Genomic DNA, 25,857 nt, shown 5'->3' with positions numbered 1-25,857 from the left:
CAGCAGATGCTACCCGCGGGTAGCCGAACCGGCGAGAGGGGCGGCCACAGGGGATTCCGCAGCGGTAACCGTCTCCGCCGGTTCCGTCCGGAGCGCCCGCTCCCGGGTGGAGAGCACCACCCGCAGCACTCCGATCCACACCAGCGTCGAGCCCAGCAGATGCAGGCCGACCAGCAACTCCGGCAGATCGGTGAAGTACTGCACATAGCCCAGGAGGCCCTGTCCGAGCAGGATGAGGATCAGATTGCGCGCGGTGCGCCGGGGGCCCATGGGCGCGTCCATCACGCGCAGGCCCGCGTAGAGCACCACGGCCAGGGACACCACGATCCAGGCGAAGACCGCGTGGGTGTGCGTCGCCAGCTCCACAGCGACGGGCATCCGCTTCACATCGCTGCTGTCACCCGCGTGCGGGCCCGAACCGGTGACGACCGTGCCGGCGACGATGAGGCAGGCGGTGAAGAAGGTCAGCACATAAGTGAGCTTCTTGACGGGCTTGCCCACCAGCGGCCGGGGCGGTGTGTCGCCCTCCCTGGCGCGCAGCCAGGTGAGGGTGGTGACGGTCAGCAGCGCCGTGGCGGCCAAAAAGTGCCCGGCGACCACGAACGGGTTCAGCTTCACCCACACCGTGATGCCGCCGACGACGCCGTTGCCCATCACGACCCAGAACTGCGACCAGGCGAGCCTGCTCAACCCCTTGCGGGCGGGCTTCGCCGACCGTACGGCGATGATGGTCCAGCCGACCGCGGCGGAGACCACCCAGGTCATCATGCGGTTGCCGAACTCGACGGCGCCGTGGAAGCCCATGGCGGAGGTGGCCGTGAGGCTGTCGTCGCTGCACTTGGGCCAGGTGTCGCAGCCCAGACCCGAGCCGGTGAGCCGCACGGCCCCACCGGTGACCACGATGACGATGCTCATCAGCAGCGCGGTGAAGGCGGCCCGCTCGACGGTGCGGGGCGAGGGCGTCCAGCGCGCGGCGATATACGCGATGGGGTTACGTACGACTTCGAGCAGATTCGGCACGGAGCCATGGTAGGGCGCCGCTTGTGCGCGCATTCACGAGGGGCGCCCTTCGGTCACCCGCTGCCGCTTCTTCGGGGCGCTCCCGGTCGAAGGGTCACTCCCACTTGAAGAAGCGGGCCGCGGCACCGAGACCCACAACCGCCCAGACCGCCAGTACGCCCAGATCGCTCCACGGAACACCCGCCCCGTGACGGAGCACGTCGCGCAGGCCGTCCGAGAGGGCGGAGATCGGCAGCAGCTGGAGCACGCTCTGTGCGGCGTGCGGGAACTTCTCCAGCGGGACGATGACGCCGCCACCGACCAGCAGCAGGATGAAGACCAGGTTGGCTCCCGCCAGTGTGGCCTCGGCCTTGAGCGTCCCGGCCATCAGCAGTCCGAGCCCCGAGAAGGCAGCCGTGCCGAGCAGCAGCAGGAGCAGCACCGTCGCCGGGTTGCCGTGCGGGGACCAGCCCAGCGCGAGCGCCACCACGGTCAGCAGCAGCACCTGCAGCGCCTCGATGACCACGACCGCGCAGGTCTTCGCCGTCATCAGCCCCCACCGCGGCAGCGGCGAGGCGCCGAGCCGCTTGAGGACGCCGTAGCGGCGCTCGAAGCCGGTGGCGATGGCCTGCCCGGTGAAGGCGGTCGAGAGCATCGCCAGCGCCAGGATGCCGGGCGCCAGGAAGTCGACCCGTGAGCCCGCCCCGGTGTCGACGATGTCGACGGCGCTGAAGAGCACCAGCAGCAGTGTGGGAATGATGACGGTGAGCAACAGCTGCTCACCGTTGCGCAGCTGCGTCCGTGTCTCCAGCCACGCCTGCGCCCGCACCATGCGCGGCAGCGGGGCGGCACCGGGCTGTGGTGCGTAGGTCCCCTCGACCCCGGTCTCCGAGTGCGCGCTCATGACCGCAGCTCCTTCCCCGTCAGCTCCAGGCTGCTGTCTTCCGGGGGGCGACCCCCGGGCCCCCGGCCGGTCCGGGTGGCCTGCCTCATGACCGCAGCTCCTTCCCCGTCAGCTCCAGGCTGCTGTCTTCCGGGGGGCGACCCCCGGGCCCCCGGCCGGTCCGGGTGACCTGCCTCATGACCGCAGCTCCTTCCCCGTCAGCTCCAGGAAGACGTCCTCCAGGGTTCGGCGCTCCACCGAGATGCGGTCCGGGAGGACACCGTTCTGGGCGCACCAGGACGTCACGGTGGCCAGCAGCTGGGGGTCGACGGTGCCGGTGAGGCGGTAGCTGCCCGGGGTGAGTTCCACCGCGACGGTCTCCGCGGGGAGGGCCTTGAGCAGTGACGCCAGGTCGAGTCCCGGGCGGCCGGTGAAGCGCAGGGTGTTTTCCGCGCCGCCCTTGCACAGCGCTTCGGGCGCGCCCTGGGCGATGACCTTGCCGCCGTCGACGATGGCGACGTCGTCGGACAGCTCCTCGGCCTCGTCCATGTAGTGCGTGGTCAGCACCACCGTCACGCCGTCCGCCCGCAGGTCGCGGACCAGGTCCCAGGTGGCGTGGCGAGCCTGCGGATCGAGACCGGCCGTCGGCTCGTCCAGGAAGACCAGCTCGGGGCGGCCGACCAGGGCCAGTGCGAGCGCGAGGCGCTGCTGCTGGCCGCCGGAGAGTCTGCGGTACGGGGTGCGCCCGCAGCCGCCCAGGCCCAGGCGTTCGATCAGCGCGGGCACGTCCAGCGGATGGGCGTGCAGCGTCGCCATGTGGCGCAGCGTCTCCTCGACCCGTGCCGTGGGGTAGATCCCGCCGCTCTGGAGCATCACCCCGATGCGGGGCCGCAGCTGCGACCCCTGGGTCACCGGATCGAGACCGAGCACCCGCACGGTGCCGGAATCCGGCCGGCGGTAGCCCTCGCAGGTTTCGATGGTGGTGGTCTTACCCGCTCCATTGGGGCCGAGGAACGCGGAGACGGTGCCCCGTGCGACGGTCAGGTCGAGCCCGTCGACGGCGGTCCTGCTGCCGTACCGCTTCACCAGCCCGGCGACTTCCACAGCCGCTGAACTTCGCATGCAGGGCAGTCTAAGGAGCGGGCCGTGCCACTCCTATGGCGGGCTGTACGCACCCGGGCGGGACCGTCCTGGTTAGGTCAGCCTTACGTGATGCACCCCATTGGGGCTGGTCACAGCCACCGCTTGCCGAGGTCAGCCGAATTAAGCAACAATGACGTTGTGAAAAAGAGGGAGCAGGCTCGGGAGGACCGACCGATGGCCGAAGAGGCCACCGGGGCAGTCGCCGCGTCGAAGCCCCCCGCAGCACAGCCCCCGACAGCACAGGATGAACAGCACGGCACGAGGAACAAGGTCGCGCGCTCCATTCTCGACCACGGTCCGTCCACCGCGGCCGAGCTGGCGCTGCGTCTGAGGCTGACCCAGGCCGCCGTCCGCCGTCACCTGGACGCGCTCGTCGCCGAGGGCGTCGTGGAGGCCCGCGCCAAGCGGGTCTACGGCTCGCGCGGCAGGGGGCGCCCCGCCAAGGTCTTCGCCCTGACGGACTGCGGCCGGGACGCCTTCGACCAGGCGTACGACCAGCTCGCCGCCGACGCCCTGCGGTGGATCGCCCGGACAGCGGGTGGCGGAGAGGTCGGGGAGGCCGCTGTCGCGGCCTTCGCCCGTGCCCGCGTCGAGGCCCAGGCGGCGAAATACCACGAGGCGCTGGAGAACGTCCCGTCCGAGGACAAGGCGCAGGCGCTGGCGCGCGCGCTGTCCGCGGACGGGTACGCTGCCACGGCGCGTGCCGCGCCCGCCCAAGCCGGCGAGCAGCTCTGCCAGCACCACTGCCCGGTGGCCCACACCGCCGAGCAGTTCCCCCAGCTGTGCGAGGCGGAGACGGAGGTCTTCTCCCGGCTGCTCGGCACGCACGTCCAGCGGCTGGCGACCATCGCGCACGGCGACGGAGTGTGTACGACCTTCATTCCCAGGACGCACGCACCCCCGAAGAGCGCGGCGAAGCCCCCGGCAGCCAGGGCCCCCGCACGACCACCCAAGACCACCAACAGCAACGCCAGCAACGCCACCGAAGCGAACGAGGCCGGGAGGAACCCCGCATGACCGCTCCTACGGAGACTGCTCACCCCGAGCTCGACGGGCTGGGCAAGTACGAGTACGGCTGGGCCGACCCCGATGCCGCGGGCGCAACCGCCAAGCGCGGCCTGTCCGAGGATGTCGTCCGCGACATCTCCGGGAAGAAGAACGAGCCCGACTGGATGCTCAAGCTGCGACTCAAGGGCCACAAGCTCTTCGAGAAGAAGCCGATGCCGAACTGGGGCTCGGACCTGTCGGGCATCGACTTCGACAACATCAAGTACTTCGTCCGGTCCACCGAGAAGCAGGCCCAGTCCTGGGAGGACCTGCCCGAGGACATCAAGAACACCTACGACAAGCTCGGTATCCCGGAGGCGGAGAAGCAGCGCCTGGTCGCCGGTGTCGCCGCGCAGTACGAGTCGGAGGTCGTCTACCACCAGATCCGTGAGGATCTGGAGAAGCAGGGCGTGCTGTTCCTGGACACGGACACGGCGCTGCGTGAGCACCCCGAGCTGTTCCAGGAGCACTTCGGCACGGTCATCCCGGCCGGTGACAACAAGTTCGCCGCGCTGAACACCGCCGTGTGGTCGGGCGGCTCCTTCATCTACGTGCCGCCGGGCGTGCACGTCGACATCCCGCTCCAGGCCTACTTCCGGATCAACACCGAGAACATGGGCCAGTTCGAGCGGACGCTGATCATCGTCGACGAGGACGCCTATGTGCACTACGTCGAGGGCTGCACGGCGCCGATCTACAACTCGGACTCGCTGCACTCGGCCGTCGTCGAGATCATCGTCAAGAAGGGCGGCCGCTGCCGCTACACGACGATCCAGAACTGGTCGAACAATGTCTACAACCTGGTCACCAAGCGCGCCGTGGCCTACGAGGGCGCGACCATGGAGTGGGTCGACGGCAACCTCGGCTCCAAGGTGACGATGAAGTACCCGGCGGTCTACCTCATGGGTGAGCACGCCAAGGGCGAGACGCTGTCCGTCGCCTTCGCCGGCGAGGGCCAGCACCAGGACGCGGGCGCCAAGATGGTCCACATGGCCCCCCGCACCTCCTCGAACATCGTCTCCAAGTCGGTGGCCCGCGGCGGTGGCCGCACCTCCTACCGCGGACTCATCGAGATCGGTGAGGGCGCCGAGGGCTCCAAGTCCAACGTGCTGTGCGACGCGCTGCTGGTCGACACCATCTCGCGCTCGGACACCTACCCTTACGTCGATGTCCGCGAGGACGACGTGACGATGGGCCACGAGGCGACCGTCTCCAAGGTCAGCGACGACCAGCTCTTCTACCTGATGAGCCGCGGGCTGTCCGAGGACGAGGCGATGGCGATGATCGTGCGCGGCTTCGTCGAGCCGATCGCCAAGGAGCTGCCCATGGAGTACGCGCTGGAGCTCAACCGGCTGATCGAGCTGCAGATGGAAGGCGCGGTCGGCTAGCCGCCATGGCTGCTGCCGAACGCGGTGGTTCCTGTCGTCGCAGATGCCTCCCCCAGCCTCCGGCCGGGAGGTCCCCCCAGACCTCTCGCCGCCGTGGTGACGCGCCGCGGCGGCGGAACAAGATTTCTGACCTAGGAAGCGAGCAGTACGGATCCCATGGCTGAGGCCCAGAACATTCCGGCTGGTTCCAGCACCACCGGAGCCATCGCGGTGGCCGCAGAGTCCACCACCGCCACGAGGATGAGCGCGCCGCCGTCCTTCGACGTGGCGGACTTCCCGGTGCCGCACGGCCGCGAGGAGGAGTGGCGCTTCACTCCTTTGGACCGGCTCAAGGGCCTGCACGACGGCACGGCGCAGGCGACCGGCACGGTCAAGACCGAGGTGTCGGCGCCCGACGGTGTCACCGTCGAGAAGGTGTCCCGGGACGACGCGCGTATCGGCCGGGCCGGCAAGCCGGTGGACCGGGTGGCGGCGCAGGCGTTCTCCTCGTTCGAGAAGGCCAGTGTCATCACGGTGCCCAAGGACGCGGTGCTGACCGAGCCGGTGCGGGTCAATCTGCACGGCGAGGGCGGCGTCACCTACGGGCACACCGTCTTCGACATCGGCGCCTTCGCCGAGGCCGTCATCGTCATCGACCACACGGGTGACGCGGTGCGCTCGGCCAACGTCGAGTTCGTCCTCGGTGACGGCGCCAAGGTCACCGTCGTCTCCGTCCAGGACTGGGACGACACCGCCGTGCACTGCTCGCAGCACAACGCCCTGGTGGGCCGGGACGCGTCGTTCAAGTCGGTCGTGGTCACCTTCGGCGGCGACCTGGTACGGCTCAACCCCCGGGTCAGCTACGGCGGCCCCGGCGCCGAGGCCGAGCTGTACGGGCTGTACTTCACCGACGCGGGGCAGCACCAGGAGCACCGGCTGCTGGTCGATCACGACACCCCCAACTGCCGCAGCAACGTCGCCTACAAGGGCGCGCTCCAGGGCGACGACGCGCACGCGGTGTGGATCGGTGACGTGCTCATCCGGGCGGAGGCCACCGGCACCGACACCTATGAGCTCAACCGCAACCTGGTGCTCACCGACGGCTCCCGGGTCGACTCGGTGCCCAATCTGGAGATCGAGACCGGCGAGATCGTCGGCGCCGGTCACGCCTCGGCGACCGGCCGCTTCGAGGACGACCAGCTGTTCTACCTGATGGCGCGCGGCATCCCGGAGCGCGAGGCACGCCGCCTGGTGGTGCGCGGCTTCTTCGCCGAGCTCGTCCAGCAGATCGGTCTGCCGGACGTGGAGGAGCGCCTCATCTCCCGGATCGAGGCGGAGCTGGAGGCGTCTGTCTCATGAGTGAGGAAGGCTTCGTCAAAGCGGCTTCGCTGAGCGAGCTGGAGGAGGACACCCCGCTGCGGGTGGAGCTGGGCGGCGTCCCGGTCTCCCTCGTGCGCACCGAGGGTGAGGTGTTCGCCATCAACGACATCTGCTCGCACGCCAACGTGTCGCTCTCCGAGGGCGAGGTGGAGGAGTGCAGTATCGAGTGCTGGCTGCACGGTTCCCGTTTCGACCTGCGGACCGGCAAGCCCTCCGGACTGCCCGCCACCCGCCCCGTCCCCGTGTACCCCGTAAAGATCGAAGGAGACGGCCCCGATGCGGCAGTGCTCGTCTCCGTCACACAGGAGTCCTGAAGCCCCCATGGCAACGCTTGAGATCAATGACCTGCACGTCTCCGTCGAGACCGAGGGCGGCCCCACCGAGATCCTGCGCGGCGTCGACCTGACTGTGAAGCAGGGCGAAACGCACGCGATCATGGGCCCGAACGGCTCCGGCAAGTCCACCCTGGCCTACTCGCTGGCGGGCCACCCGAAGTACACCGTCACCGGCGGCTCCGTGAAGCTCGACGGCGAGGACGTCCTGGAGATGTCCGTCGACGAGCGCGCCCGCGCGGGTGTCTTCCTCGCCATGCAGTACCCGGTCGAGGTCCCCGGTGTCTCCGTCTCCAACTTCCTGCGCACCTCCGCCACGGCCATCCGCGGCGAGGCCCCCAAGCTGCGTACCTGGGTCAAGGAGGTCAAGGAGGCCATGGAGCGCCTCTCGATCGACCCGGCGTTCGCCGAGCGCAACGTCAACGAGGGCTTCTCCGGCGGTGAGAAGAAGCGCCACGAGATCCTGCAGCTGGAGCTGCTGAAGCCGGCGATCGCGATCCTGGACGAGACCGACTCGGGCCTCGATGTGGACGCGCTGCGCGTCGTCTCCGAGGGCGTCAACCGCGTCCGTGAGTCCGGCGAGGTCGGCACCCTGCTGATCACGCACTACACGCGCATCCTGCGCTACATCAAGCCCGACTTCGTGCACGTCTTCGCCAAGGGCCGGATCGCCGAGTCCGGCGGGGCGGAGCTGGCCGACAAGCTGGAGGAAGAGGGCTACGAGGAGTACGTGAAGGGTGGTGCCACTGCGTGACACAGCTCCCGGGCCTGCTGGACACCGAGGCGATCCGTAAGGACTTTCCGATCCTGGACCGCCTGGTGCACGACGGGCAGAAGCTCGTCTACCTGGACAACGCCGCCACCTCGCAGAAGCCGACCCAGGTGCTCGACGCCCTGGCCGGTTACTACGAGAAGCACAACGCCAACGTCCACCGAGGCGTGCATGTGCTGGCCGAGGAGGCCACGGCGCTGTACGAGGGCGCGCGCGACAAGGTCGCCGCGTTCATCAACGCGCCCAGCCGCGACGAGGTGATCTTCACCAAGAACGCCTCGGAGTCGCTGAATCTGGTGGCGAACATGCTCGGCTGGGCCGACGAGCCCTACCGCGTCGAGCGGGACACCGAGATCGTCATCACGGAGATGGAGCACCACTCCAACATCGTTCCGTGGCAGCTGCTGTCGCAGCGCACCGGCGCGAAGCTGAAGTGGTTCGGCCTCACCGACGAGGGCCGGCTGGACATGGCCGGGATCGAGGAGCTGATCACGGAGCGCACCAAGGTGGTCGCGCTCACGCTCGTCTCCAACATCATGGGCACCTTCAACCCCGTCGAGGACATCGTGCGGCGGGCTCAGGAGGTGGGCGCGCTGGTCGTGGTGGATGCCTCGCAGGCCGCCCCGCACATGGTGCTGGACGTGCAGGCGCTGCAGGCCGACTTCGTCGCCTTCACCGGCCACAAGATGTGCGGTCCCACCGGGATCGGCGTGCTGTGGGGGCGTCAGGAGCTGCTCAACGACCTGCCGCCGTTCCTCGGTGGCGGGGAGATGATCGAGACCGTCACGATGCACTCGTCGACGTACGCTCCGGCACCGCACAAGTTCGAGGCGGGTACCCCGCCGGTCGCCCAGGCGGTCGGTCTGGGTGCGGCGGTGGACTATCTGACCGCGATCGGCATGGACCGCATCCAGCAGCACGAGCACGCGCTGACGGAGTACGCCGTACGCAAGCTCCAGGAGATCCCGGACCTGCGGATCATCGGCCCCGCCACGGCCGAGGACCGCGGCGCCACGATCTCGTTCACGCTGGGTGACATCCACCCGCATGACGTGGGCCAGGTCCTGGACGAGCAGGGCATCGCGGTGCGGGTCGGCCACCACTGCGCCCGCCCTGTCTGCCTGCGGTACGGAATTCCTGCGACGACGCGAGCGTCGTTCTATCTGTACTCCACGCCCGCCGAGGTGGACGCCCTGGCGGACGGGCTGGAGCACGTACGGAATTTCTTCGCTTAGGGGCTGTCGGTGAAGCTGGACTCGATGTACCAGGAAGTGATCCTGGACCACTACAAGCATCCGCACGGGCGTGGGCTGCGCGACGGCGACGCCGAGGTGCATCACGTCAATCCCACCTGCGGTGACGAGATCACCTTGCGGGTGCGGTACGACGGCGACACCATCGAGGACGTGTCGTACGAGGGCCAGGGCTGTTCCATCAGCCAGGCCAGCGCCTCGGTGCTGAACGAGCTGCTGGTCGGCAAGGAACTGGCCGAGGCCCGCAGGATCCAGGAGACGTTCCTGGAGCTGATGCAGTCCAAGGGCCAGCTGGAGCCGGACGACAGCATGGAGGACCTGCTGGAGGACGCCGTGGCGTTCGCCGGGGTCTCGAAGTACCCGGCGCGGGTGAAGTGCGCGCTGCTGAGCTGGATGGCGTGGAAGGACGCGACATCGAAGGCGCTCAGCGAGGTGGGCACGACGGCGCAGGCGCCGGGGACCGAAGCCGACTCGGCCAAGGAGAAGACCGCATGACCGAGATGACCATCAAGCCCGCGAGCGAGGAAGAGGTTCGCGAGGCGCTCATGGACGTCGTCGACCCTGAGCTGGGCATCGACGTCGTCAACCTCGGCCTGATCTACGGGATCCACGTCGATGACGCGAACATCGCGACCATCGACATGACGCTCACCTCGGCGGCCTGTCCGCTGACCGACGTCATCGAGGACCAGGCCCAGTCCGCCACCGAGGGCATCGTCAACGAGCTCAAGATCAACTGGGTCTGGATGCCGCCGTGGGGTCCGGACAAGATCACCGACGACGGTCGCGAGCAGCTCCGGGCGCTCGGCTTCAACGTCTGAGCGTTCTCGCTTCTCCGTACGTCCGCGCAGGACGGGAAACGGCCGCGCACCCCTCGGGTGCGCGGCCGTTCCGCGTGCGGGGAGAAGTATATGTACGACTGTACGCAACGTTGTGTACGCTCGTACGTATGGTCTATATGACGCTGGCAGGGGCGATCCTCGCCGAGATCCTGGGTACGACGTCGATGAAGTACAGCGACGGCTTCACCAAGCTGGTGCCCACGCTGATCACGGCGGCCGGCTATCTGGTGGCGTTCGTCCTGCTCGCGCAGGCTCTCAAGAGCATGCCCGTGGGGACGGCCTACGCCATCTGGTCGGGCGCCGGGACTGCGGCCATCGCGCTGATCGGCGTGGTGTTCATCGGCGAATCGGTGACGGCCGCGAAGATCCTCGGCCTCCTGCTGGTGATCTGCGGGGTGGTCGTCCTCAACCTGGGAGGGGCGCACTGATGGGCCGGCGCTACGACCCCGAGCGGCGGCAGCGCATCATCGACGCCGCCATCCGCATTGTGGAGCTCAAGGGCATAGCCGCCCTCAGCCACCGCGCAGTGGCTGCCGAGGCGGATGTGCCGCTCGGCTCCACCACCTACCACTTCGCCGGCCTCGACGATCTGCTGCTCGCCGCCCTGGAACAGGTCAGCTGCGAGCCGCATGCCGCGATCATGAGCTGGAGCGGCGAGTTGGACGACGACGCCTCGCTGGTCGACGGTCTGACCAGGGTGTTGGAGGAGTACGCCTCCGGCGGGCGCGGCCGGATCAGGCTGGAGTACGAGCTGTATCTGGCGGCGCTGCGCCGCCCGCTGCTGCAGCCGGTGGCCGCCGCGTGGCTGGACGACATGGTGCGGGTGCTGGCCCGCCACACCTGCGACGTGGCCACCGCGCGGGCACTGGTGGCGCTCATCGACGGGCTGCTGCTGCAGTTCCTGCTCACCGACCGGCCCTTCGACCGGGCGGAGGTGCGGGCCGCGCTGTCTCGGGTCGTCGGACACCGCGGCGACGGGGAGTGACCGTTCCGTGGACCGGTTCGTCATCGCAGGCCGAGTCCGGATAGCGTTCGAGGTATGACCGAAGCACCCACCTCTTCCCGCACCACCGGCGCCGTCGCCGTCGGGCTCGCCACCGTCGCCGCCGGGGGCACCGTACTGGACACCTGGTTTCCGCGGCCGGAGCTCGTCGACGAGCCCGGTCCCGCCGGCAGCGAGCGGCTGAGCCCCGAGCGCGCCGCGCAGCTGCTCGGCGAGAGCGCGCCGCAGGCCCTCGGTGAAGACCCCCGCCGCGGGGTCGAGGTCGTGGCCGTCCGGACGGTCATCTCCTCGCTGGACGACAAGCCGCTGGACGCGCACGACGTCTATCTGCGGCTCCACCTGCTCAGCCACCGGCTGGTCAAGCCGCACGGGCTGAGCCTGGAAGGGCAGTTCGCCCATCTGGCCAATGTCGCCTGGACCAACCTGGGCCCCGTGCCGGTGGACAAGGTCGAAGAGGTGCGGCTCGCCGCCCGTGCCTCGGGTGCGCAGCTGACCGTGACCAGCGTGGACAAGTTCCCGCGGATGACCGACTACGTCGTGCCCAAGGGCGTGCGCATCGGTGACGCCGACCGGGTCCGCCTCGGCGCGCACCTGGCCGAGGGCACCACGGTGATGCACGAGGGCTTCTGCAACTTCAACGCCGGCACCCTGGGCACCTCCATGGTCGAGGGCCGGATCAGCGCGGGCGTCGTCCTCGGCGACGGCACCGACCTGGGCGGCGGCGCCTCGATCATGGGCACTCTCTCCGGCGGCGGCAAGCAGGTCATCTCCATCGGGGAGCGCTGCCTGATCGGCGCCGAGGCGGGCATCGGGATCTCGCTCGGCGACGACTCCGTGGTGGAGGCCGGTCTCTACGTCACGGCCGGTACCCGCGTCACCCTCCCGGACGGGAAGGTCGTCAAGGCCCTGGAGCTGTCCGGTGCCAACAACCTGCTCTTCCGCCGCAACTCGGTCACCGGCGCCGTCGAGGCCCTGCAGCGCAGCGGCTCCTGGGGCGGGCTGAACGAGGCGCTGCACAGTCACAACTGAGCAACCGATCGGGAGGGTGCCGGTAGTGGCCGTCCCGACGCATGCCCGTAGGCCATAGGCTTACGGGCATGCGTGATCTTGGGGCCGGACTGCGGTACTTGGGGCAGGGACAGCGATGGGTGCTCGCCCACGGACGGTGGTTCGGGTTCGGGCTGTTGCCCGCGCTGATCACCCTCGTCCTGTACGCGGCGGCCCTGACAGCGCTCGGGTTCTACGCCGACGACATCGCCGCCTGGGCCACGCCCTTCGCGGACGACTGGGGCTCGACCGGACGGGCACTGACCCGGGGTGTCTTCGCCGTCATGCTGTGGGTCGGCGTGCTGATGCTGGCCGTGGTGACCTTCGCCGCCGTCACGCTGCTGATCGGTGAGCCCTTCTACGAGAAGCTCTCCGAACATGTGGAGCAGAGCGAGGGCGGGTTGCCCGAGGGCACGGTCGACCAGCCGCTGTGGCGGGAGCTGTGGACCGCGCTGTGCGACAGCGTCTTCGTCCTGTTCCGGACGCTGCTGTTGACGATCCCGCTGTTCTTCCTCGGCTTCGTCCCGCTGATCGGCCAGACCGTCGTGCCGGTGCTCGGATTCTGCGTCTCCGGCTTCTTCCTCACCCTGGAGCTGGCCTCCGTCGCGCTGCAGCGCCGGGGCGTTCCGGTGCGGGAGCGGCTGGTGATGCTGCGGCGGCGCAAGGCGCTCGCGCTCGGCTTCGGTGTGCCACTGGTGCTGGCCTTCCTGGTGCCGCTGCTGGCCGTCCCCCTGATGCCGGGCGCTGTCGCGGGGGCGACGCTGTTGGTGCGGGACCTTGTGGGGGCGCGGCCCGCGCCGGGCGCCGCGGGTGGCCCCGCACCTTACGGAGGGCCGCAGCCCGCGTACGGTACGCCGGGGCAGCCCGCTGCGCCGTACGGGCAGCCCCCGGCGCCGCCTGGGTACGGACCAACGGGGCGGGCCTGACGCCGTTTCGCCGTTGCGGGTCCGGGCGAACTCGCGGCTTGCGGTGCTCCCCCAGCCTCCGGCCGGGAGGTACCCCCGGGTCGCTCGCGCAGTTCCCCGCGCCCTTCGGGGCGCGGGTCACCGGCGGAGCCGGACCACCGAGGGATCGTGGTCGCTGGTCTGGTCGGCGAACTCGGAGTTGATGTGGACGATGTCGTACTCGGCCCGGCCGGCGCCCGGGCTGGTCAGCAGGTGGTCCAGGGTCTGCGAGTTGCCGTTGAAGACGTAGCCGTAGCGCTCGTCGGCGGGCAGCTGGTTCATCGGGCTGGTCAACGCGCGGCCCGAGCGCAGCGTCTTGAGCGCGGGTGAGAACGGGAAGTCGTTGAAGTCGCCGCCCGCCACGATGGCGGCCTTCGGGTCGATGGCCCGGATGTCCCGCACGAAGCGGTTGAGCAGCTCGGCCTGCTTCACGCGCTGCGGCTCCGAGTGCCGGGCGGGCGGCTGGAACCGGCCCTCCAGCGGCTGGTCACCGTCGAGGTCGCCGCCGCCCTTGGAGCTGAAGTGGTTGGCGACCACGAAGACCGTACGGCCCTGGAAGCGGAACTCGCCGGCCAGCGGCTTGCGACTGGCCTTCCACGCGGGGTCCTGCGGCGCGATCCGGGCCGGTGAGGCGGAGAGTGCGGGTTTGCCGCCCTCCTTCACGACCTGCACGGGGGTGGTCGTGTCGCCGCCGGGGCGGTCGGTGAAGGAGACGCGCTCAGGGTTGTAGAGGAAGGCGACGCGGATGTTGCCGCCGGGCTGGCCGCCGTCGGCCTTGTCCGCCGGATCGATCTGGCGCCACTGGTAGGAGGGGCCGCCCGCCTTCCGGATCGCGTCGGTCAGCATGGTGAGGGTCTTGCCGGCGCCGACCGTGCTGTCGTCCGTGGGCCCGGTGTCGTCCTGGACCTCCTCGACGGTGACGATGTCGGGCGAGGAGAGGTTGGTGACCAGCCCCTCGGCCAGCCGCTCGAACTTGGCGGGCGCCGACTTGGGGGAGAGGTTCTCGACGTTGTAGGTCGCCACCGCCAGCTCGTTCCGGCGCTGCTTGCGGGTCCGCTCGCGCTTCAGGCCGTTGTCCCGGTGCTCGCCCAGCGTGTTGGCGCGCAGCGTGTAGCCGCCGTACTGCTCGAAGTCCAGCGGTCCTTCGGTGGTGCCGCGCAGCTCGTCGCCCACATCCGCCGCGGGGAAGGGGTGCTCGTCCAGCGGGAGCAGCGAGGAGACCTTCAGCCGGGCCCCGTTCTGGTCCTGGTAGGAGCCGTAGAGGGTGCCGCCGCGCGGGGTGGGGTTCTGCTTCGGGTCGGTGGTCACCCACAGGTCGTGATAGGCGGAGGTGGGCCCGGTGACCCGTACATCACGGACGGCCACCCGCATGCCCTCCAGCGACTCGTAGCGGTCCAGCGCGTACCGGTTCGGCCGCAGCGTACGGTCCTCGATGCTGCCCCCGCCCGCGTCGGGCGCGTACGCCTCGGGGACCGAGTGCGGGGTGAGCCGCACGGCGCGCGGGAGCGTGCCGGACGGCGCGCCGGAGGAGAGGCGATCCGCCGGCTGCCAGGACGCGTCGACCAGTTCGGTGACCGACTGGTTGCCCGCCTCCTTGCCGCCCGGGTAGTACTCCTTGACCTTTCCGCTCACACGCAGCGCGTCTCCCGGCGAGACGCCGGGGCTCTCGCCCCCGGTGTAGACGAAGATCCCCTCGCTGGTCGCACGGTCGCGGTCGGGGCGCGGATCCTGGAGCCAGAAGCCCCGCGATCCTCCGAAGTCCCGTACTCCCGTGACGATTCCGGGGACATCGGCGACGCTCTGCCCGGCCAGTGGGGACAGCCGGGTTCTGCCCTGTATGTCATGGATACGCGGGGCCGTCGCGGATTCCGCGGCGTCGGGAGAGGCCGCCGCTCCTGTCGAGGCCGGCAGTACGAGCAGCGTGGAGCAGACGGCGGCGACGGTCAGCGCCGCACTCCTGGCCGGACGCGACGGAGAGGGAGACGCTGACAGGGGCGCCGAGGAGGACGCCGAGGAGGACGCCGAGGAGGACGCTGAGGGGGACGGCGAACGGGACGGCACGGAAGGCCTCCGAAGTACGTGGGGAACACGGACGTCTCTGCGCGGGGGGTCACTTGCGTGGGCATTCTCTACGCGCGTAAAGCATGGCGGGCCAACGGCAGTTGTCAAGGTCGTGACAGCTTGGGGGTCCGATGGGCCGCCGCCCTGTTACGTGCCTGGTGCACGATTCGGGCACCCGGGGACAGAACCCGTCTACGCTGGGTCCCCGCACCGTCCGGCAATCCGTAGGACCCGTAGGAGATGAACCCGCACATGACCGGTGACGACCGTCCCACCCTGCCGCCCGTACGGCTGCCCTCCGATGCCGAACTGGCACGGGACGCACTGGCCGCACCGCTGCTGGCGCGCGCTGTGGAGCTGACCCGCTGGGCGCGCGCGGCCGGCTCCGCGGGCGCGGGCATCCCGGTGGGCGCGGGCGGTGAACTCCTCTCCCAGCAGCTGAAGGAGGCCGCCGCGCACCTGGGCCTGACGGAGGACGAGGAGGCTCCGGCACTCGCCGCCGACGCGTGGAACTTCGCCGTGGACACCGGGCTGTTGGTCGTCGACGAGGACGCGGACGACGATGAAGCGGACGAGGAAGCAGCCGAAGAGGCAGGCGCAGGCGCAAGCGCTGCGGCAACCGGCGACGAGACCGCCCCCAGCAGCGACGAACCGGTGGGCGTCGCCACACCGGACGAGGAGTTCGACGGTCTGACCGGCGGCTCCGGTGGCTCCGTGCCCGCCCCCGACGAGATCCTCGAACTGTGGCGCACCGGCCTGGACACGGTGCTCGCGGACGCCGCGACGCCCAGCTTCGAGGAGCTGCTGGGCGGTATCGAGGGCGCGATCGGCGAGAACGGCGAGATCGACCCGGACGCCATCGACCTCGACGCCATGGACTGGAACCCGGAGGAGGAGGCCGAGGCGCTCGACAGCGCCCTCGGCAACCTCTATCTGCTCACCGCGACCGATCCCGCCGTCGCCGCGGGCTCCATGGTGCCGCTGCCCGTGCTGGCCGCCTCGATGACCGTGCCCGACGGCATGGAGGAGCCGACCGACGAGGTGCTGGAAGAGGTCTCGACGGCGATGATGCGGCTGGACGAGCAGTTCCGCATGCTGGAGCCGACCGGGCTGGTCGCCTACCAGCCGGTGGACGAGGCCCTCACCCGCGAGGCCGCCGAGGGTGAAGAGGCGCCCGGCGCCGACGACTTGAGCGCCGACGGCGCCGACCTCGACGAGGAAGACGTCACCCGCTACGGCATGGTGCGGCTCACCCCGCTCGGTCTGTACGGCGTACGTGAGCGGATGCGGGAGGCCGGCCTGGACGTACCCGCGGTCGGCGACCTCGCCGACGCCGGGGCCGACAAGCTGCTCGCCGCCCTGCCGGTCTACACGGAGGAGAACGCGCGCAGCGAGATCGAGACCTGGTTCGCGGCCCGAGCGACCGCCGAGGAGGCGGAGGGTGCCGGTGGCACGGCGGCTGCCGCCCGTGAGCTGTTGGCGGCCGCGCGCGGCACCGACGAGGCCGCGCCCGTCCGCCGGCTCGCCTGCCAGCAGGCACTCTCGCTCGCCGGGCCGGAGGCCGAGCCCGCACTGCGGGAGGTGCTGGAGGACCGGCAGCTGGGCGGGCTCGCGCGGGTCTGGCTCGCCGAGCGCGGGGCGGCCGATGTGCCGCAGCCGGACGAGGAGATGGTGTTCTGGCTCACGATCGACACCATCGCCGCGCAGGTCGCGACCGCCGGCGAGCCCGACGAACTGCGCGAGCTGGTGCGGGACCTGGTCGATCAGCACGCCGGGTTCTTCGACAAGGCGTGGCGGGTGGAGCACCCGGCCACCGGGGACGTGCTGGAGACCATGGGGCGGGTGCATCCCGACAAGGGGGTCGCCAAGGACGCCCGCAAAGCCGCTTTCAAAGCCCGCTCCCGCTGAGGCGGAGGGGTGGGGGCGCCCCCGGCGGGAGCCGGGGGCGCCCCGCTGCGGGAGCCGGGCCGCCCGACCGATAGCCGCACCGGCGGCCTCGCGAGCCGGGCCGTCGCCGTACCGGTCCCGTCCCGTCTCGGTGTCCGTCTCAGGCGGTCTCAGCGCCCGTCTCGTTCTGCGGGACGGTGCAGTGCGGAACCAGTCACTTCGTTTACCGTTGCACGCATGTCCGGACCCGCGTGCCTGCTGGCGCTCGCCCTCACGCTCTTCGCGGCCACCGCGTGGAGCGTCGACGACGCGCTCTGTCGCCGCCCGTACCGCTGACGGCGCGGCCCCCTGCGCAGCCTGACCTGTCCAGGACGCGTCCGCATTGTGAGAGCCCGCCGTCGCCGTGCCCTTTTCCGCTCGTACTCGCACGGAGACACCTGTGACGACCGCTGCTCCCCCTGACAACCCCCGCGCCACGCTGCCGGCTCCCGCCCCGACCTCCGCGCCCGCGCCCGCCGCGCCCGCCGTGCGATGGCTGCCACTCGCTGTCGCGCTGGCGCTCGGGCTGGCACTGACCGGATATGTGTGGTCGGCGCACGGCGCCGAACCCGGTGTCCTGCTACTGCTCGGCATCGGCCTCGGTGTCGGGCTCTTCCACTCCCGGTTCGGATTCACCTCCGCCTGGCGGCAGTTGATCGCCGTCGGCAACGGCACCGGGCTGCGGGCCCACGCACTGCTGCTCGGTACGACCGCCACCTTGTTCACGCTCGTCCTCGGGACCGGCACCGGTCTGTTCGGTTCGGCTCCCGCGCCCAGCGGGGGACCGCTCGGTGCCGGGCTGCTGCTGGGGGCCTTCCTCTTCGGCATCGGCATGCAACTCGGCGGCGCCTGCGCCTCGGGCACGCTGTTCGCCGTCGGCTCCGGACAGAGCACCATCGTGCTGACGCTCGGCGGCTTCGTCGTCGGCTCCACGCTCGCCGCGTGGCAGTACGGACTCTGGAGGGACCTGCCCGCCCTCGACCCGGTGCTCCTCTCCGACCACGTGGGCCGGCCGGGCTCCCTCGCGGTCACGCTCGCGCTGCTCGCGCTGGTCGTCCTGGGCACCCGGCGGGTGCAGGCCCGGCGCAACCCGCCGCCGGTGGGGGTGCCGCCGACCGCGCGCGGGACGCTCGCCCGCGTCGTACGGGGCTCCTGGCCGCTGGCGGCCGGTGCCCTGGTGCTCGCCGTGCTGGGCGCCGCCGTGCTGCTCGTCTCGGGCGGTGCCTGGGGTGTTACCAGTGCGTTCACCCTGTGGGGCAGCAAGATCACGGGCGCGCTGGGCGGCTCCCCGGAGAGCTGGGCGTACTGGCAGGAGCCGCAGAACGCCAAGGCGCTGGCCGGCTCGGTGCTGGCCGACAAGACCAGCCTCACCGACTTCGGCATCATGATCGGCGCGGCCGTCGCGGCAGCAGCCGGCGGGGTGTGGACGCTGCACAAGGGTGTTGCCTGGCGGACGGCGGGTGCTGCGGTGCTCGGCGGGATCCTGATGGGGATCGGCGCCCGGCTGGCGGGCGGCTGCAACATCGGCGCCTACCTGGCGGGTATCGCCTCCGGCAGCCTGCACGGCTGGATCTGGGGCGCCACCGCGCTGGCGGGCACCTGGGTCGGGCTGCGGCTGCGCCCGTATGCCGGGCTGACCAATCCGAAGCCGGGCGACGGCGTGTGCTGACGCGCGCACCCCGGCGTGCATCCTGACAGGCCGCCAAGGCGTGGTTCGTGTGTGGCGGGACCGGACTCGTGTGAGGCGCGGCGAGTCCGGTAACCCGCTGCCGGGATCCGCTCCGGCCTTTCCGTACGATCGAGCAGATCCGGCCTTTCCGGCTATACGGAACAAAGGGTGTGAATGCCGACGTGACAGAGAGCCCCGAGCGCCGGCCGGGGGGCAAGGCGACGGCCGGGCACGTTCCGCAGGCGGTCGCCGAGCTGCCCCACCAGGTCCGCGACGAACTGGCGCACCGGCTGCGTCGCAAAGGCAGCCCCTTCACCAGGGAGGATGTGCAGGTCGTCGAGGAGCCCATGCTCAAGCGGGCGGTCAGCGCCTCCGCGCTCGGCAACTGCATGGAGTGGTTCGACTTCGGCGTCTACAGCTATCTGGCCGCCACCATCGGCGAGGTCTTCTACCCGAACGCCTCCGACGCGGCGCAACTGCTGGCCTCGTTCGCGACCTTCGCCGCCGCCTTCGTCGTCCGTCCGCTGGGCGGGCTCTTCTTCGGGCCGCTCGGCGACAAGCTGGGGCGCCAGAAGGTGCTCGCCGCGACGATGATCCTGATGGCGTTCGGCACCTTCCTGATCGGCTTCATCCCCAGCTACGCCACCATCGGCATCGCGGCACCCATCCTCCTGCTGCTCGCACGCATGCTGCAGGGCTTCTCCACCGGCGGTGAGTACGGCGGCGCCACCACCTTCATCGCGGAGTTCTCGCCCGACCGCAGGCGCGGATTCCTCGGGAGCTGGCTCGACTTCGGCACCTTCGTCGGATACGCGCTCGGCTCGGTCCTGGTGACCGGGCTCAACCTCGCGCTGTCCGACAGCCAGATGCTCGCCTGGGGCTGGCGCATTCCGTTCCTGATCGCCGGACCGCTGGGGCTGATCGGCCTGTACATGCGGCTCAAGCTGGAGGAGTCCCCGGCGTTCCAGCAGCAGTTGGACGAGCACGAGCACGCCGTCGCCGAGCGGGAGGCCGAGCGGCACGAGTTCCGCACCATCCTGCGCCGGCACTGGGAGCCGTTGCTGATCTGCGTCGGCCTGGTGCTGCTCTACAACGTGACCAACTACATGGTCACCGGCTATCTGCCGACGTACCAGACGGAAGTGCTGGGCCGGGAGGGCACCACCGCCGATGTGCTGGTGCTGGTCGGCATGGTGTGGGTGGTGCTGCTGATCACCTTCATCGGCCGGCTGAGCGACCACGTCGGCCGGCGTCCGGTCTACCGCTGGGCGGCCGTCGGCCAGATCGTGCTGGCCGTCCCCGCGTTCATGCTGCTGCGTTCGGACGGCTGGCTGCTGCCCGCGCTGGGCGTGCTCATCCTGGCCACGCTGCTGGCCGGGTTCGCCGCACCGTCGGCTGCGACGCTGCCCGCGCTCTTCCCCACCAGCGTGCGCTACGCCGCCATGGGCATCGGCTTCAACTTCTCCGTCGCCGCCTTCGGCGGCACCACGCCGCTGGTCACCGAGAGCCTCGTCAGCGCGACGGGCAACAACCTGGTGCCCGGCTGCTATCTGATCGTCAGCGGACTGATCGGTCTGCTCGCCGTCCGCTTCATGCCGGAGACCGCGGGGGTCCCGCTGCACGGCTCGCAGCCCATGGTCAGCACGGAGCAGGAGGCCAAGGAGCTGATCTCCACCAGCCGCGACCTGCGGGGCATGCAGGAGGCGCAGGGCGTCAGCCGGCGGTAGGCCGCGCCCGGCCGGGGTCATGGGCCCGGTCCCGTAGGGCCGTCACCACAACGGCGAGCGTACCGAGGGCGACCGGCAGCAGGGCGAGGACGAGCGTCACGGTCGGCTGCTCGCCCTGCTTCTGGGGCGCGGTGCTCCACATCACCGTGCAGGCGACGGCCAGCGTCAGCCCCAGGCAGAACCCGAGGAAGAGCTGCGCCCGGGCGCCGCGCCGGGCCCCCTCGGCGGTCTTCGGCCGGTTGACCAGGCTCGAAACCTGTCGCCCCGGCGGCAGTTCGGACAGCGGCGTGATGCGCAGCGTGCCGTATGCCGTGCCGGCCAGCAGCGCCAGCGCTCCCGCGTGGACGAAGACGGGTACGAAGACGGTGGCCACCGACTTGTCCGCGTATCTGTCGACGCCGTCGCTGCCGAAGTGCTGCGGCACCTTCTCCGGCAGGTGCGGATAGACCACCATCCCCCACAGCAGGAGTCCCACCAGCACCAGCAGCCCCGGTATCAGCCACAGCCATGGGAAGGCCGGCCGTGCTGCCGCCCGGCTGCCGCTGCTGTGGTCGCCGCCCGCGCCCCGGTCCGTCTCCCCGTGCCCGCGCACTGCTCGCCTCCCCTTGTCGCCTGTGCGCCGTCGCCTGTGCGCCGTCGCCTGTGCGCTCTTCTTCCCGGTGGCCCCGCGCTCACTCCGCCTCGCGGCCCCAGACCAGGTGGTTGCCGCCCTGCCACTCGATGACCGCGTCGTCGTAGAGGTCGACGGTGGCGATGTCCAGGCCTGCGCCGGCAAGGTACTCGATCAGGTCGGTCAGCCCGTAGGCCGTCCCCAGCGTCTCGCCGTGCGCGGTGACACGGCGACCGCCGCCGGGAGCGGGAGGGTGGACGACGACGAGCGCACTCATGTCTCCAGGCTGCGTCAGCCACCGCCCCGATGCACCTCGGGGTCCGGCGGGGGTATGGCCCGGCCATGGCTGGTGCCCGTCATGATGTGCACGGCTCCTGGGAGGCCGACGGTGCGACGAAGACGTTCACGCACTGCCTCGCCCCCGACCTGCCGGCCGCCCACCGCGCGGGTCCTGGACCATGGCTGCGGGTACGGACGGCTCACGGCGCGGCTCGGCGAGTCGGGGTACTCCCATGTCGTGGGCGTCGACCCCTCGCGCGCCATGATCGAGCGCGGGTTGCGCGAGAACCCCCGACTGGCGCTCCACCACCAGTGCGAGCTGCCGCTGCCCGACCGGGACGGCGCCTACGACGCCGTGCTGCTGCTCGCCGTCCTGACCTGTGTGCCCGACGACGCGGCACAGAGCGCGACGCCGGCCGAGCTCGTCCGGGTGCTGCGTCCCGGCGGAGTGCTGTACGTCGGCGAGGTACCCCCGCAGCGGGATACGCGGAACGTGGCCCGCTACGAGCAGCACCAGCAGATCGCGCCGCACAGCCCTGGGGGCACCGCCCGGCCGAAGGCTGGGGGAGGCACGTTCACCACCGAGGACGGCGGCCTCTTCCGGCATCTGCCGGCGGACCGGCTGCGGGCGCTGCCGGACGACCACGGTTTCGCGGTCGCCGAGGAGCGGACCGGCACGGCGCCCACCCTCAACGGCCATGTGGCGGAGTGTCTGCAACTGGTGGCCCGGCGGCGCGCGGAGGGGTGAGCGCGCGCTCCAGCGTCTGCGCGGCCAGCGCGCGGGCGGCGCCGACCGGGTCGTCGACGACGGAGAGGCCGCGCAGCACCACGGCGCCCTCGTGCAGCAGCGCCAGCCCGTCGGCCAGCTCGTCGGGGTCGTGCGCACCGGCGGCCACCGAGAGCTCGTACAGATAGCCGCGCAGCCAGCGTTTCTGCTCGGTGATCACGCGGCGCGCCGGGTGTGCGGGGTCGGGGAGTTCGGCGGCGGCGTTGACGAAACCGCAGCCGCGCGGGTTGTGCTGCCGCATCCACTCCGCGAGCGCGTCGAAGGTGGCCAGCAGCGGCTCCCCGGCTCCGCTCCGGGCTCGGGTCCCGGCGGCGTGCGTGTCCACCCATGAGGTCAGCCAGGTGCGCCAGCGCAGATCGCGCTCGTGCAGATATGCCGTGATCAGCGCGTCCTTGCCGCCGAACCGGTCGTAGAGCGTCTTCTTGGTGGTGCCCGCCTCCTTGGCGATCAGATCCACGCCGACTGCCGTGATGCCGCGCTCGTAGAAGAGGGTGCTCGCCGCGTCGAGGATCTTGCGGGCGCCCGGGGTCAGCTGCGTGGCCGCCCCCGGCCCCGCCGCTGTCGCTGCCGCCGTCTCCGGCTCCTTCTTCGTCTTCGTCCCCACTGCCTCCGGCTCCCTTCGGCCGACCGGGCCGGAACCTCCGGCTCACCGATCCGCCCACCAGCACCACTTGCGGTAAACAGATCTGTCTACTTCACTGTACCCCTCGGCCAGATAAACCGATCGGTCTACCTGGTCGTGCGGACTGTTGATCCCTCATCCGACCCCTCGTCGAGGAGCTCTCCCGTGCCGGCACCACCCCTGTCCCTCCCGGCCCCCGTGGCCTCCGCCACCGTCTCCGCCGGACTCGTCGTCATGTGGAGCTCCGGCTTCATCGGTGCCGAACTCGGCACCCGGCAGGCCCCGGCCGACACCCTGCTGATGTGGCGGTTCCTCGTCGCGACGGCGCTGCTGGGCGGCGCCTGGCTGCTGTGGCGCCGCCGTCGGCTGCCGGCGCGCGCTCTCGCCGAGCAGGCGGCGATCGGACTGCTCTCCCAAGGTGTCTACCTCGGCTCCATCGTGTGGGCCGTCGGCCTGGGCGTTCCCTCCGGCACCTCCGCACTCATAGCCGCCCTCCAGCCACTCGCCGCCGGGGCGCTGGCCGGGCCGCTGCTCGGCGAACGGGTCACCCGGCGCCAGTGGGGCGGGCTCCTCGTCGGCCTCGTCGGCGTGGCGCTGGTCGTACGCGAGGACCTGGCGGCGCCCGGAGCGGCACCGGTCTGGGCGTACGCCCTGCCGTTCGCCGGGATGGCCGGACTGCTCGCCGCCAGCTTCCTGGAGCGCCGCGCCCGGCACCAGCTGCCCTCCGTCGACGCGGTGCCCCTGCACTGTGGCGTGAGCGCCCTGGTCTTCACGGCGGTCGCGGCAGGGCTCGGCCACGCGGCGCCCCCGGCCGCCTCCGGCGCGTTCTGGTTCGCCGTCGCCTGGGTCGTGGCGCTCTCCACCGTCGGCGGTTACGGCTTCTACTGGCTGAGCCTGCGCCGCAACGGTGTCACGGGGACCAGCGCGCTGATCTACCTCACTCCGCCGACCACGCTGCTGTGGGCGTACGCCATGTTCGGCGAGGCGCCGGGTACCGGTGCCGTGCTGGGCATGGTGGTGTGCGTCGCCGGAGTGGTGGCGGCGACGGTACGGCCCCGGGGCGCGCGTCCGCGACGTACGCGACGTACACGTACGGTGTACGCGAGCCGAAAGTGCCCGGAGCCGACCCCGCCGGCGGTGAAGACCCTGTGCACAGCGGAAACACCGGCCACGGCAAAGGAACCGCAAAGCGCGGCCGCTCGTTACTCCCGGCATGACCGCAATGACTCCCGGCTCCAATCTGCCGCTGACCGCGCAGCGCGTGGCGGTGGACGTGACCGCACCCAGCAAACTCGACGTCTCGGCCCTGCTGCTGAGCCCGGAGGGCAAGGTCCGCTCGGACGACGATTTCGTCTTCTACAACCAGCCCACCGCTCCCGGCGTGACACACAGCAGCGGTGCCACTGACAGCATCACCGTGGAGACCGGCGCGGTGCCCGCCGACGTCGACAAGGTCGTCGTCACCGCGAGCCCCGATACTCCCGGCGCCACCTTCGCCGGCACCGAGCCCACCGCCACGGTCCGCGACGCGGCGACCGGCGCGGTGCTCGCCACCTTCACCCCGCCGAAGCTGGGTGCCGAAACGGCACTGCTGGTGGTGGAGGTCTACCGCAGGAACGGCGCCTGGAAGGTGCGGGCCGTCGGACAGGGGTACTCCAACGGGCTGGGCGGTATCGCCTCGGACTTCGGCGTGAACGTGGAGGAGCCCGCCGCTCCGACCGCCCCCTCGGCCCCGACCGCCCCCTCGGCCCCCACGGCGCCCGCCGCCCCGCCGGCGCCCCCGGCTGCCGCCCCCGCCGCGCCGTCGGCGCCGTCCGCTCCCGCGGCTCCGTCCGCCCCCGCCGCAGCGGGTGCCGGGAAGATCAACCTGGACAAGGGCCGGGTCAACCTCCAGAAGAACCAGACGGTTTCCCTGGTCAAGGGAGGACGCCCGCTGCTCACCTCGGTCCGTATGGGGCTCGGCTGGGAGCCGGTCTTCCGGGCCGGCAGGCGGGCGAAGGACATCGACCTCGACGCCTCGGTGATCGCCTACGACGCCAACCGCAAGAAGATCGACGCCTGTTACTTCGGCAAGCTGGCCATCCTGGGCGGCGTCATCCAGCACTCCGGTGACAACCTCACCGGCGAGGGCGCCGGGGACGACGAGGTGATCACAGTCCACCTCGGCGACCTGCCGCCCGAGGTGATGGGACTGGTCTTCACCGTGAACTCCTTCTCCGGTCAGAAGTTCACGGACGTCGCCAAGGCGTACTGCCGACTGCTCGACGCCAGTGGCGGGGAACTGGTCCGCTACGACCTGACCCAGTCCGAATCGCGGACCGGCGTGCTGATGGCCAAGTTCATCCGCCAGTTCTCCGGTGAGTGGGAGATGACGGCACTCGGCCAGTACGTCGACTCGCGCACGGTGCGCGGCATGGTCAAGCCGGGCGCCGCGGCGCTGTAGCACCACGGCGCGTCGGCATCCGCTGCCAGGGGCGCGGGTCGAGGGTCAGAAGTCGAAGACGGGACCCGTGGCCTGACGCATGGCGCAGGTGTTGGGGAAGGTCTTCTTCCAGTTGACGGCCTCCCCCCGGTGGCTGCCGCGGGCGGCGACGGTCACCGGGGCGTGCTGCATGGTGCAGTGGCCGCGCTTGCCGGGCAGTGCGTCGAGGTTGCCGCGGGTCTTGTCGAACGCGGCACACGCCTCGGCGGCCTTCGGGTGCCGCCCGCGCGGGCTCGGCTCGCACTGCAGCAGGACGCCCCGGATCGCGGATTTCTCCGAGCCGGAGATGGTCAAGAAGACGCCCTGGGTGTCGCGGCCGGGATCGTGCTTGCCGTCGGCGGGGGCGCTCGCGGCGCCGGCGACGGGCGCGGGCTGGAAGATCAGCAGCGGCACGGCCAGCGCGGCTGCGGCCACAGCGGTGCGGGCGAGGTGCCGGGCAGGGAGTCGAGTGCTCACGGCCTCTCAACGAGGCCCGGCAGCGGGAGGACACGGGGCGCACCGCATCGCGGATGCGCGCGGCGCCGGAAGTCCGTGGGCTCCCCGCGCGCCTGTGCGGCACGCGGGGAGCCGCACTCAGGACTGCGGCCGACGGCCGTGGTTGGCCGCGTTGTTGCGACGAGCCTTCTTCTTGCGCCGACGCTTGGACGACATGGCGACTCCTTTCCACGCGAGGGATGAATAC

26 protein-coding genes are annotated in these 25,857 nt (G+C 70.9%); 18 read left to right on the top strand and 8 right to left on the bottom strand.

All coding sequences use genetic code 11. The annotated features are described in order from the left end of the window. Positions 1–9: 9 nt before the first annotated feature. The 3 genes from KBY19_RS24710 to KBY19_RS24700 form a co-directional block, all read right to left on the bottom strand. Positions 10–1,053 (bottom strand): heme A synthase, encoded by a 1,044-nt coding sequence (locus KBY19_RS24710; RefSeq protein WP_210966743.1) that lies wholly within the window; start codon positions 1,051–1,053, stop codon positions 10–12. A gap of 61 nt (positions 1,054–1,114) precedes the next feature. Beyond that, positions 1,115–1,903, bottom strand: a complete 789-nt coding sequence (locus KBY19_RS24705; RefSeq protein WP_210966742.1) for an ABC transporter permease — start codon at positions 1,901–1,903, stop codon at positions 1,115–1,117. Positions 1,904–2,077: 174 nt separating this feature from the next. Continuing rightward, on the bottom strand, positions 2,078–3,004 hold the full coding sequence (locus KBY19_RS24700) for an ABC transporter ATP-binding protein (RefSeq protein ID WP_099879458.1): 927 nt from the start codon (positions 3,002–3,004) through the stop codon (positions 2,078–2,080). A 195-nt stretch (positions 3,005–3,199) separates the two neighbouring features. Between KBY19_RS24700 and KBY19_RS24695 the strand changes: the two genes are divergently transcribed. From KBY19_RS24695 to KBY19_RS24640, 12 genes are all read left to right on the top strand, one after another. Further along, complete coding sequence (locus KBY19_RS24695; RefSeq protein WP_210956128.1) at positions 3,200–4,042, top strand: metalloregulator ArsR/SmtB family transcription factor; 843 nt, start codon at positions 3,200–3,202, stop codon at positions 4,040–4,042. Continuing rightward, positions 4,039–5,460: a Fe-S cluster assembly protein SufB gene (gene sufB, locus KBY19_RS24690; protein WP_099879453.1), complete on the top strand. Its 1,422-nt coding sequence runs from the start codon at positions 4,039–4,041 to the stop codon at positions 5,458–5,460. The genes KBY19_RS24695 and sufB overlap by 4 nt, the downstream gene beginning before the upstream one ends. Positions 5,461–5,616: 156 nt before the next feature. Beyond that, complete coding sequence (gene sufD, locus KBY19_RS24685) at positions 5,617–6,798, top strand: Fe-S cluster assembly protein SufD (protein WP_099879451.1); 1,182 nt, start codon at positions 5,617–5,619, stop codon at positions 6,796–6,798. Further along, positions 6,795–7,133 (top strand): non-heme iron oxygenase ferredoxin subunit, encoded by a 339-nt coding sequence (locus KBY19_RS24680; protein WP_099879449.1) that lies wholly within the window; start codon positions 6,795–6,797, stop codon positions 7,131–7,133. Before sufD ends, KBY19_RS24680 begins: the two co-directional genes overlap by 4 nt. Before the next feature lie 7 nt (positions 7,134–7,140). After that, positions 7,141–7,905 carry a Fe-S cluster assembly ATPase SufC gene (gene sufC / locus KBY19_RS24675; protein ID WP_099879447.1) on the top strand — a complete coding sequence of 255 codons (765 nt, stop codon included), beginning with the start codon at positions 7,141–7,143 and terminating at the stop codon, positions 7,903–7,905. Further along, a complete protein-coding gene (locus tag KBY19_RS24670; protein ID WP_185016506.1) occupies positions 7,902–9,158 on the top strand; it encodes a cysteine desulfurase in 1,257 nt (418 codons plus the stop codon). Before sufC ends, KBY19_RS24670 begins: the two co-directional genes overlap by 4 nt. A gap of 9 nt (positions 9,159–9,167) precedes the next feature. Then, positions 9,168–9,671: a Fe-S cluster assembly sulfur transfer protein SufU gene (gene sufU / locus KBY19_RS24665; protein WP_099879442.1), complete on the top strand. Its 504-nt coding sequence runs from the start codon at positions 9,168–9,170 to the stop codon at positions 9,669–9,671. After that, positions 9,668–9,997: a metal-sulfur cluster assembly factor gene (locus KBY19_RS24660; RefSeq protein WP_099879440.1), complete on the top strand. Its 330-nt coding sequence runs from the start codon at positions 9,668–9,670 to the stop codon at positions 9,995–9,997. Before sufU ends, KBY19_RS24660 begins: the two co-directional genes overlap by 4 nt. Positions 9,998–10,125: 128 nt before the next feature. Then, complete coding sequence (locus KBY19_RS24655; protein ID WP_099879438.1) at positions 10,126–10,446, top strand: multidrug efflux SMR transporter; 321 nt, start codon at positions 10,126–10,128, stop codon at positions 10,444–10,446. After that, positions 10,446–11,003, top strand: a complete 558-nt coding sequence (locus KBY19_RS24650) for a TetR/AcrR family transcriptional regulator (RefSeq protein ID WP_180289594.1) — start codon at positions 10,446–10,448, stop codon at positions 11,001–11,003. Before KBY19_RS24655 ends, KBY19_RS24650 begins: the two co-directional genes overlap by 1 nt. A gap of 54 nt (positions 11,004–11,057) precedes the next feature. Continuing rightward, positions 11,058–12,050: a 2,3,4,5-tetrahydropyridine-2,6-dicarboxylate N-succinyltransferase gene (dapD, locus tag KBY19_RS24645; protein WP_099879436.1), complete on the top strand. Its 993-nt coding sequence runs from the start codon at positions 11,058–11,060 to the stop codon at positions 12,048–12,050. A 68-nt stretch (positions 12,051–12,118) separates the two neighbouring features. Then, on the top strand, positions 12,119–12,994 hold the full coding sequence (locus KBY19_RS24640; RefSeq protein ID WP_099879434.1) for an EI24 domain-containing protein: 876 nt from the start codon (positions 12,119–12,121) through the stop codon (positions 12,992–12,994). A gap of 117 nt (positions 12,995–13,111) precedes the next feature. Here the strand turns inward: KBY19_RS24640 and KBY19_RS24635 are convergent, their stop codons facing one another. Beyond that, a complete protein-coding gene (locus tag KBY19_RS24635) occupies positions 13,112–14,923 on the bottom strand; it encodes an endonuclease/exonuclease/phosphatase family protein (RefSeq protein WP_247691385.1) in 1,812 nt (603 codons plus the stop codon). Between the two features lie 402 nt (positions 14,924–15,325). On the opposite strand from KBY19_RS24635, the gene KBY19_RS24630 reads away from it, so the two are divergent. The 3 genes from KBY19_RS24630 (at position 15,326) to KBY19_RS24620 (ending at position 20,395) form a co-directional block, all read left to right on the top strand. Then, positions 15,326–16,981, top strand: a complete 1,656-nt coding sequence (locus KBY19_RS24630) for a hypothetical protein (protein WP_210966741.1) — start codon at positions 15,326–15,328, stop codon at positions 16,979–16,981. Positions 16,982–17,399: 418 nt separating this feature from the next. Further along, a complete protein-coding gene (locus tag KBY19_RS24625) occupies positions 17,400–18,668 on the top strand; it encodes a YeeE/YedE family protein (RefSeq protein ID WP_210966740.1) in 1,269 nt (422 codons plus the stop codon). 182 nt (positions 18,669–18,850) lie between these two features. Next, the gene (locus tag KBY19_RS24620; protein WP_210956130.1) at positions 18,851–20,395 is read left to right on the top strand and encodes an MFS transporter; all 1,545 of its coding nucleotides are present in this window, start codon (positions 18,851–18,853) and stop codon (positions 20,393–20,395) included. Here KBY19_RS24620 and KBY19_RS24615 read toward each other — a convergent pair. Then, entirely contained in the window at positions 20,382–20,987 is a 606-nt protein-coding gene (locus KBY19_RS24615; RefSeq protein WP_307843612.1) for a DUF1648 domain-containing protein, read from the bottom strand. The two genes, KBY19_RS24620 and KBY19_RS24615, sit on opposite strands and share 14 nt — an antisense overlap. Before the next feature lie 79 nt (positions 20,988–21,066). After that, positions 21,067–21,282 (bottom strand): hypothetical protein, encoded by a 216-nt coding sequence (locus KBY19_RS24610; protein ID WP_099879428.1) that lies wholly within the window; start codon positions 21,280–21,282, stop codon positions 21,067–21,069. Between the two features lie 54 nt (positions 21,283–21,336). Between KBY19_RS24610 and KBY19_RS24605 the strand changes: the two genes are divergently transcribed. Further along, positions 21,337–22,032 carry a class I SAM-dependent methyltransferase gene (locus tag KBY19_RS24605; RefSeq protein WP_307843611.1) on the top strand — a complete coding sequence of 232 codons (696 nt, stop codon included), beginning with the start codon at positions 21,337–21,339 and terminating at the stop codon, positions 22,030–22,032. Here the strand turns inward: KBY19_RS24605 and KBY19_RS24600 are convergent. Continuing rightward, complete coding sequence (locus KBY19_RS24600) at positions 21,974–22,603, bottom strand: TetR/AcrR family transcriptional regulator (protein WP_221506344.1); 630 nt, start codon at positions 22,601–22,603, stop codon at positions 21,974–21,976. The two genes, KBY19_RS24605 and KBY19_RS24600, sit on opposite strands and share 59 nt — an antisense overlap. A 288-nt stretch (positions 22,604–22,891) precedes the next feature. Here KBY19_RS24600 and KBY19_RS24595 point away from each other — a divergent pair, with 288 nt between their 5' ends. Together KBY19_RS24595 and KBY19_RS24590 are read left to right on the top strand one after the other, a co-directional pair. Next, complete coding sequence (locus KBY19_RS24595) at positions 22,892–24,100, top strand: DMT family transporter (RefSeq protein WP_307843610.1); 1,209 nt, start codon at positions 22,892–22,894, stop codon at positions 24,098–24,100. Next, positions 24,000–25,136, top strand: coding sequence for a TerD family protein (locus tag KBY19_RS24590; RefSeq protein ID WP_247691379.1), 1,137 nt, complete (start codon positions 24,000–24,002; stop codon positions 25,134–25,136). The genes KBY19_RS24595 and KBY19_RS24590 overlap by 101 nt, the downstream gene beginning before the upstream one ends. A 45-nt stretch (positions 25,137–25,181) precedes the next feature. Here the strand turns inward: KBY19_RS24590 and KBY19_RS24585 are convergent, their stop codons facing one another. Beyond that, on the bottom strand, positions 25,182–25,631 hold the full coding sequence (locus KBY19_RS24585; RefSeq protein ID WP_307843609.1) for an SSI family serine proteinase inhibitor: 450 nt from the start codon (positions 25,629–25,631) through the stop codon (positions 25,182–25,184). Positions 25,632–25,857 lie beyond the last annotated feature (226 nt).

This window comes from Streptomyces sp. B15 (assembly GCF_018070605.1).
Taxonomy (GTDB): domain Bacteria; phylum Actinomycetota; class Actinomycetes; order Streptomycetales; family Streptomycetaceae; genus Streptomyces; species Streptomyces smyrnaeus.
Note: the sequence above shows the minus strand (reverse complement) of the source record. Positions and strands in the feature narration are given on the sequence as shown.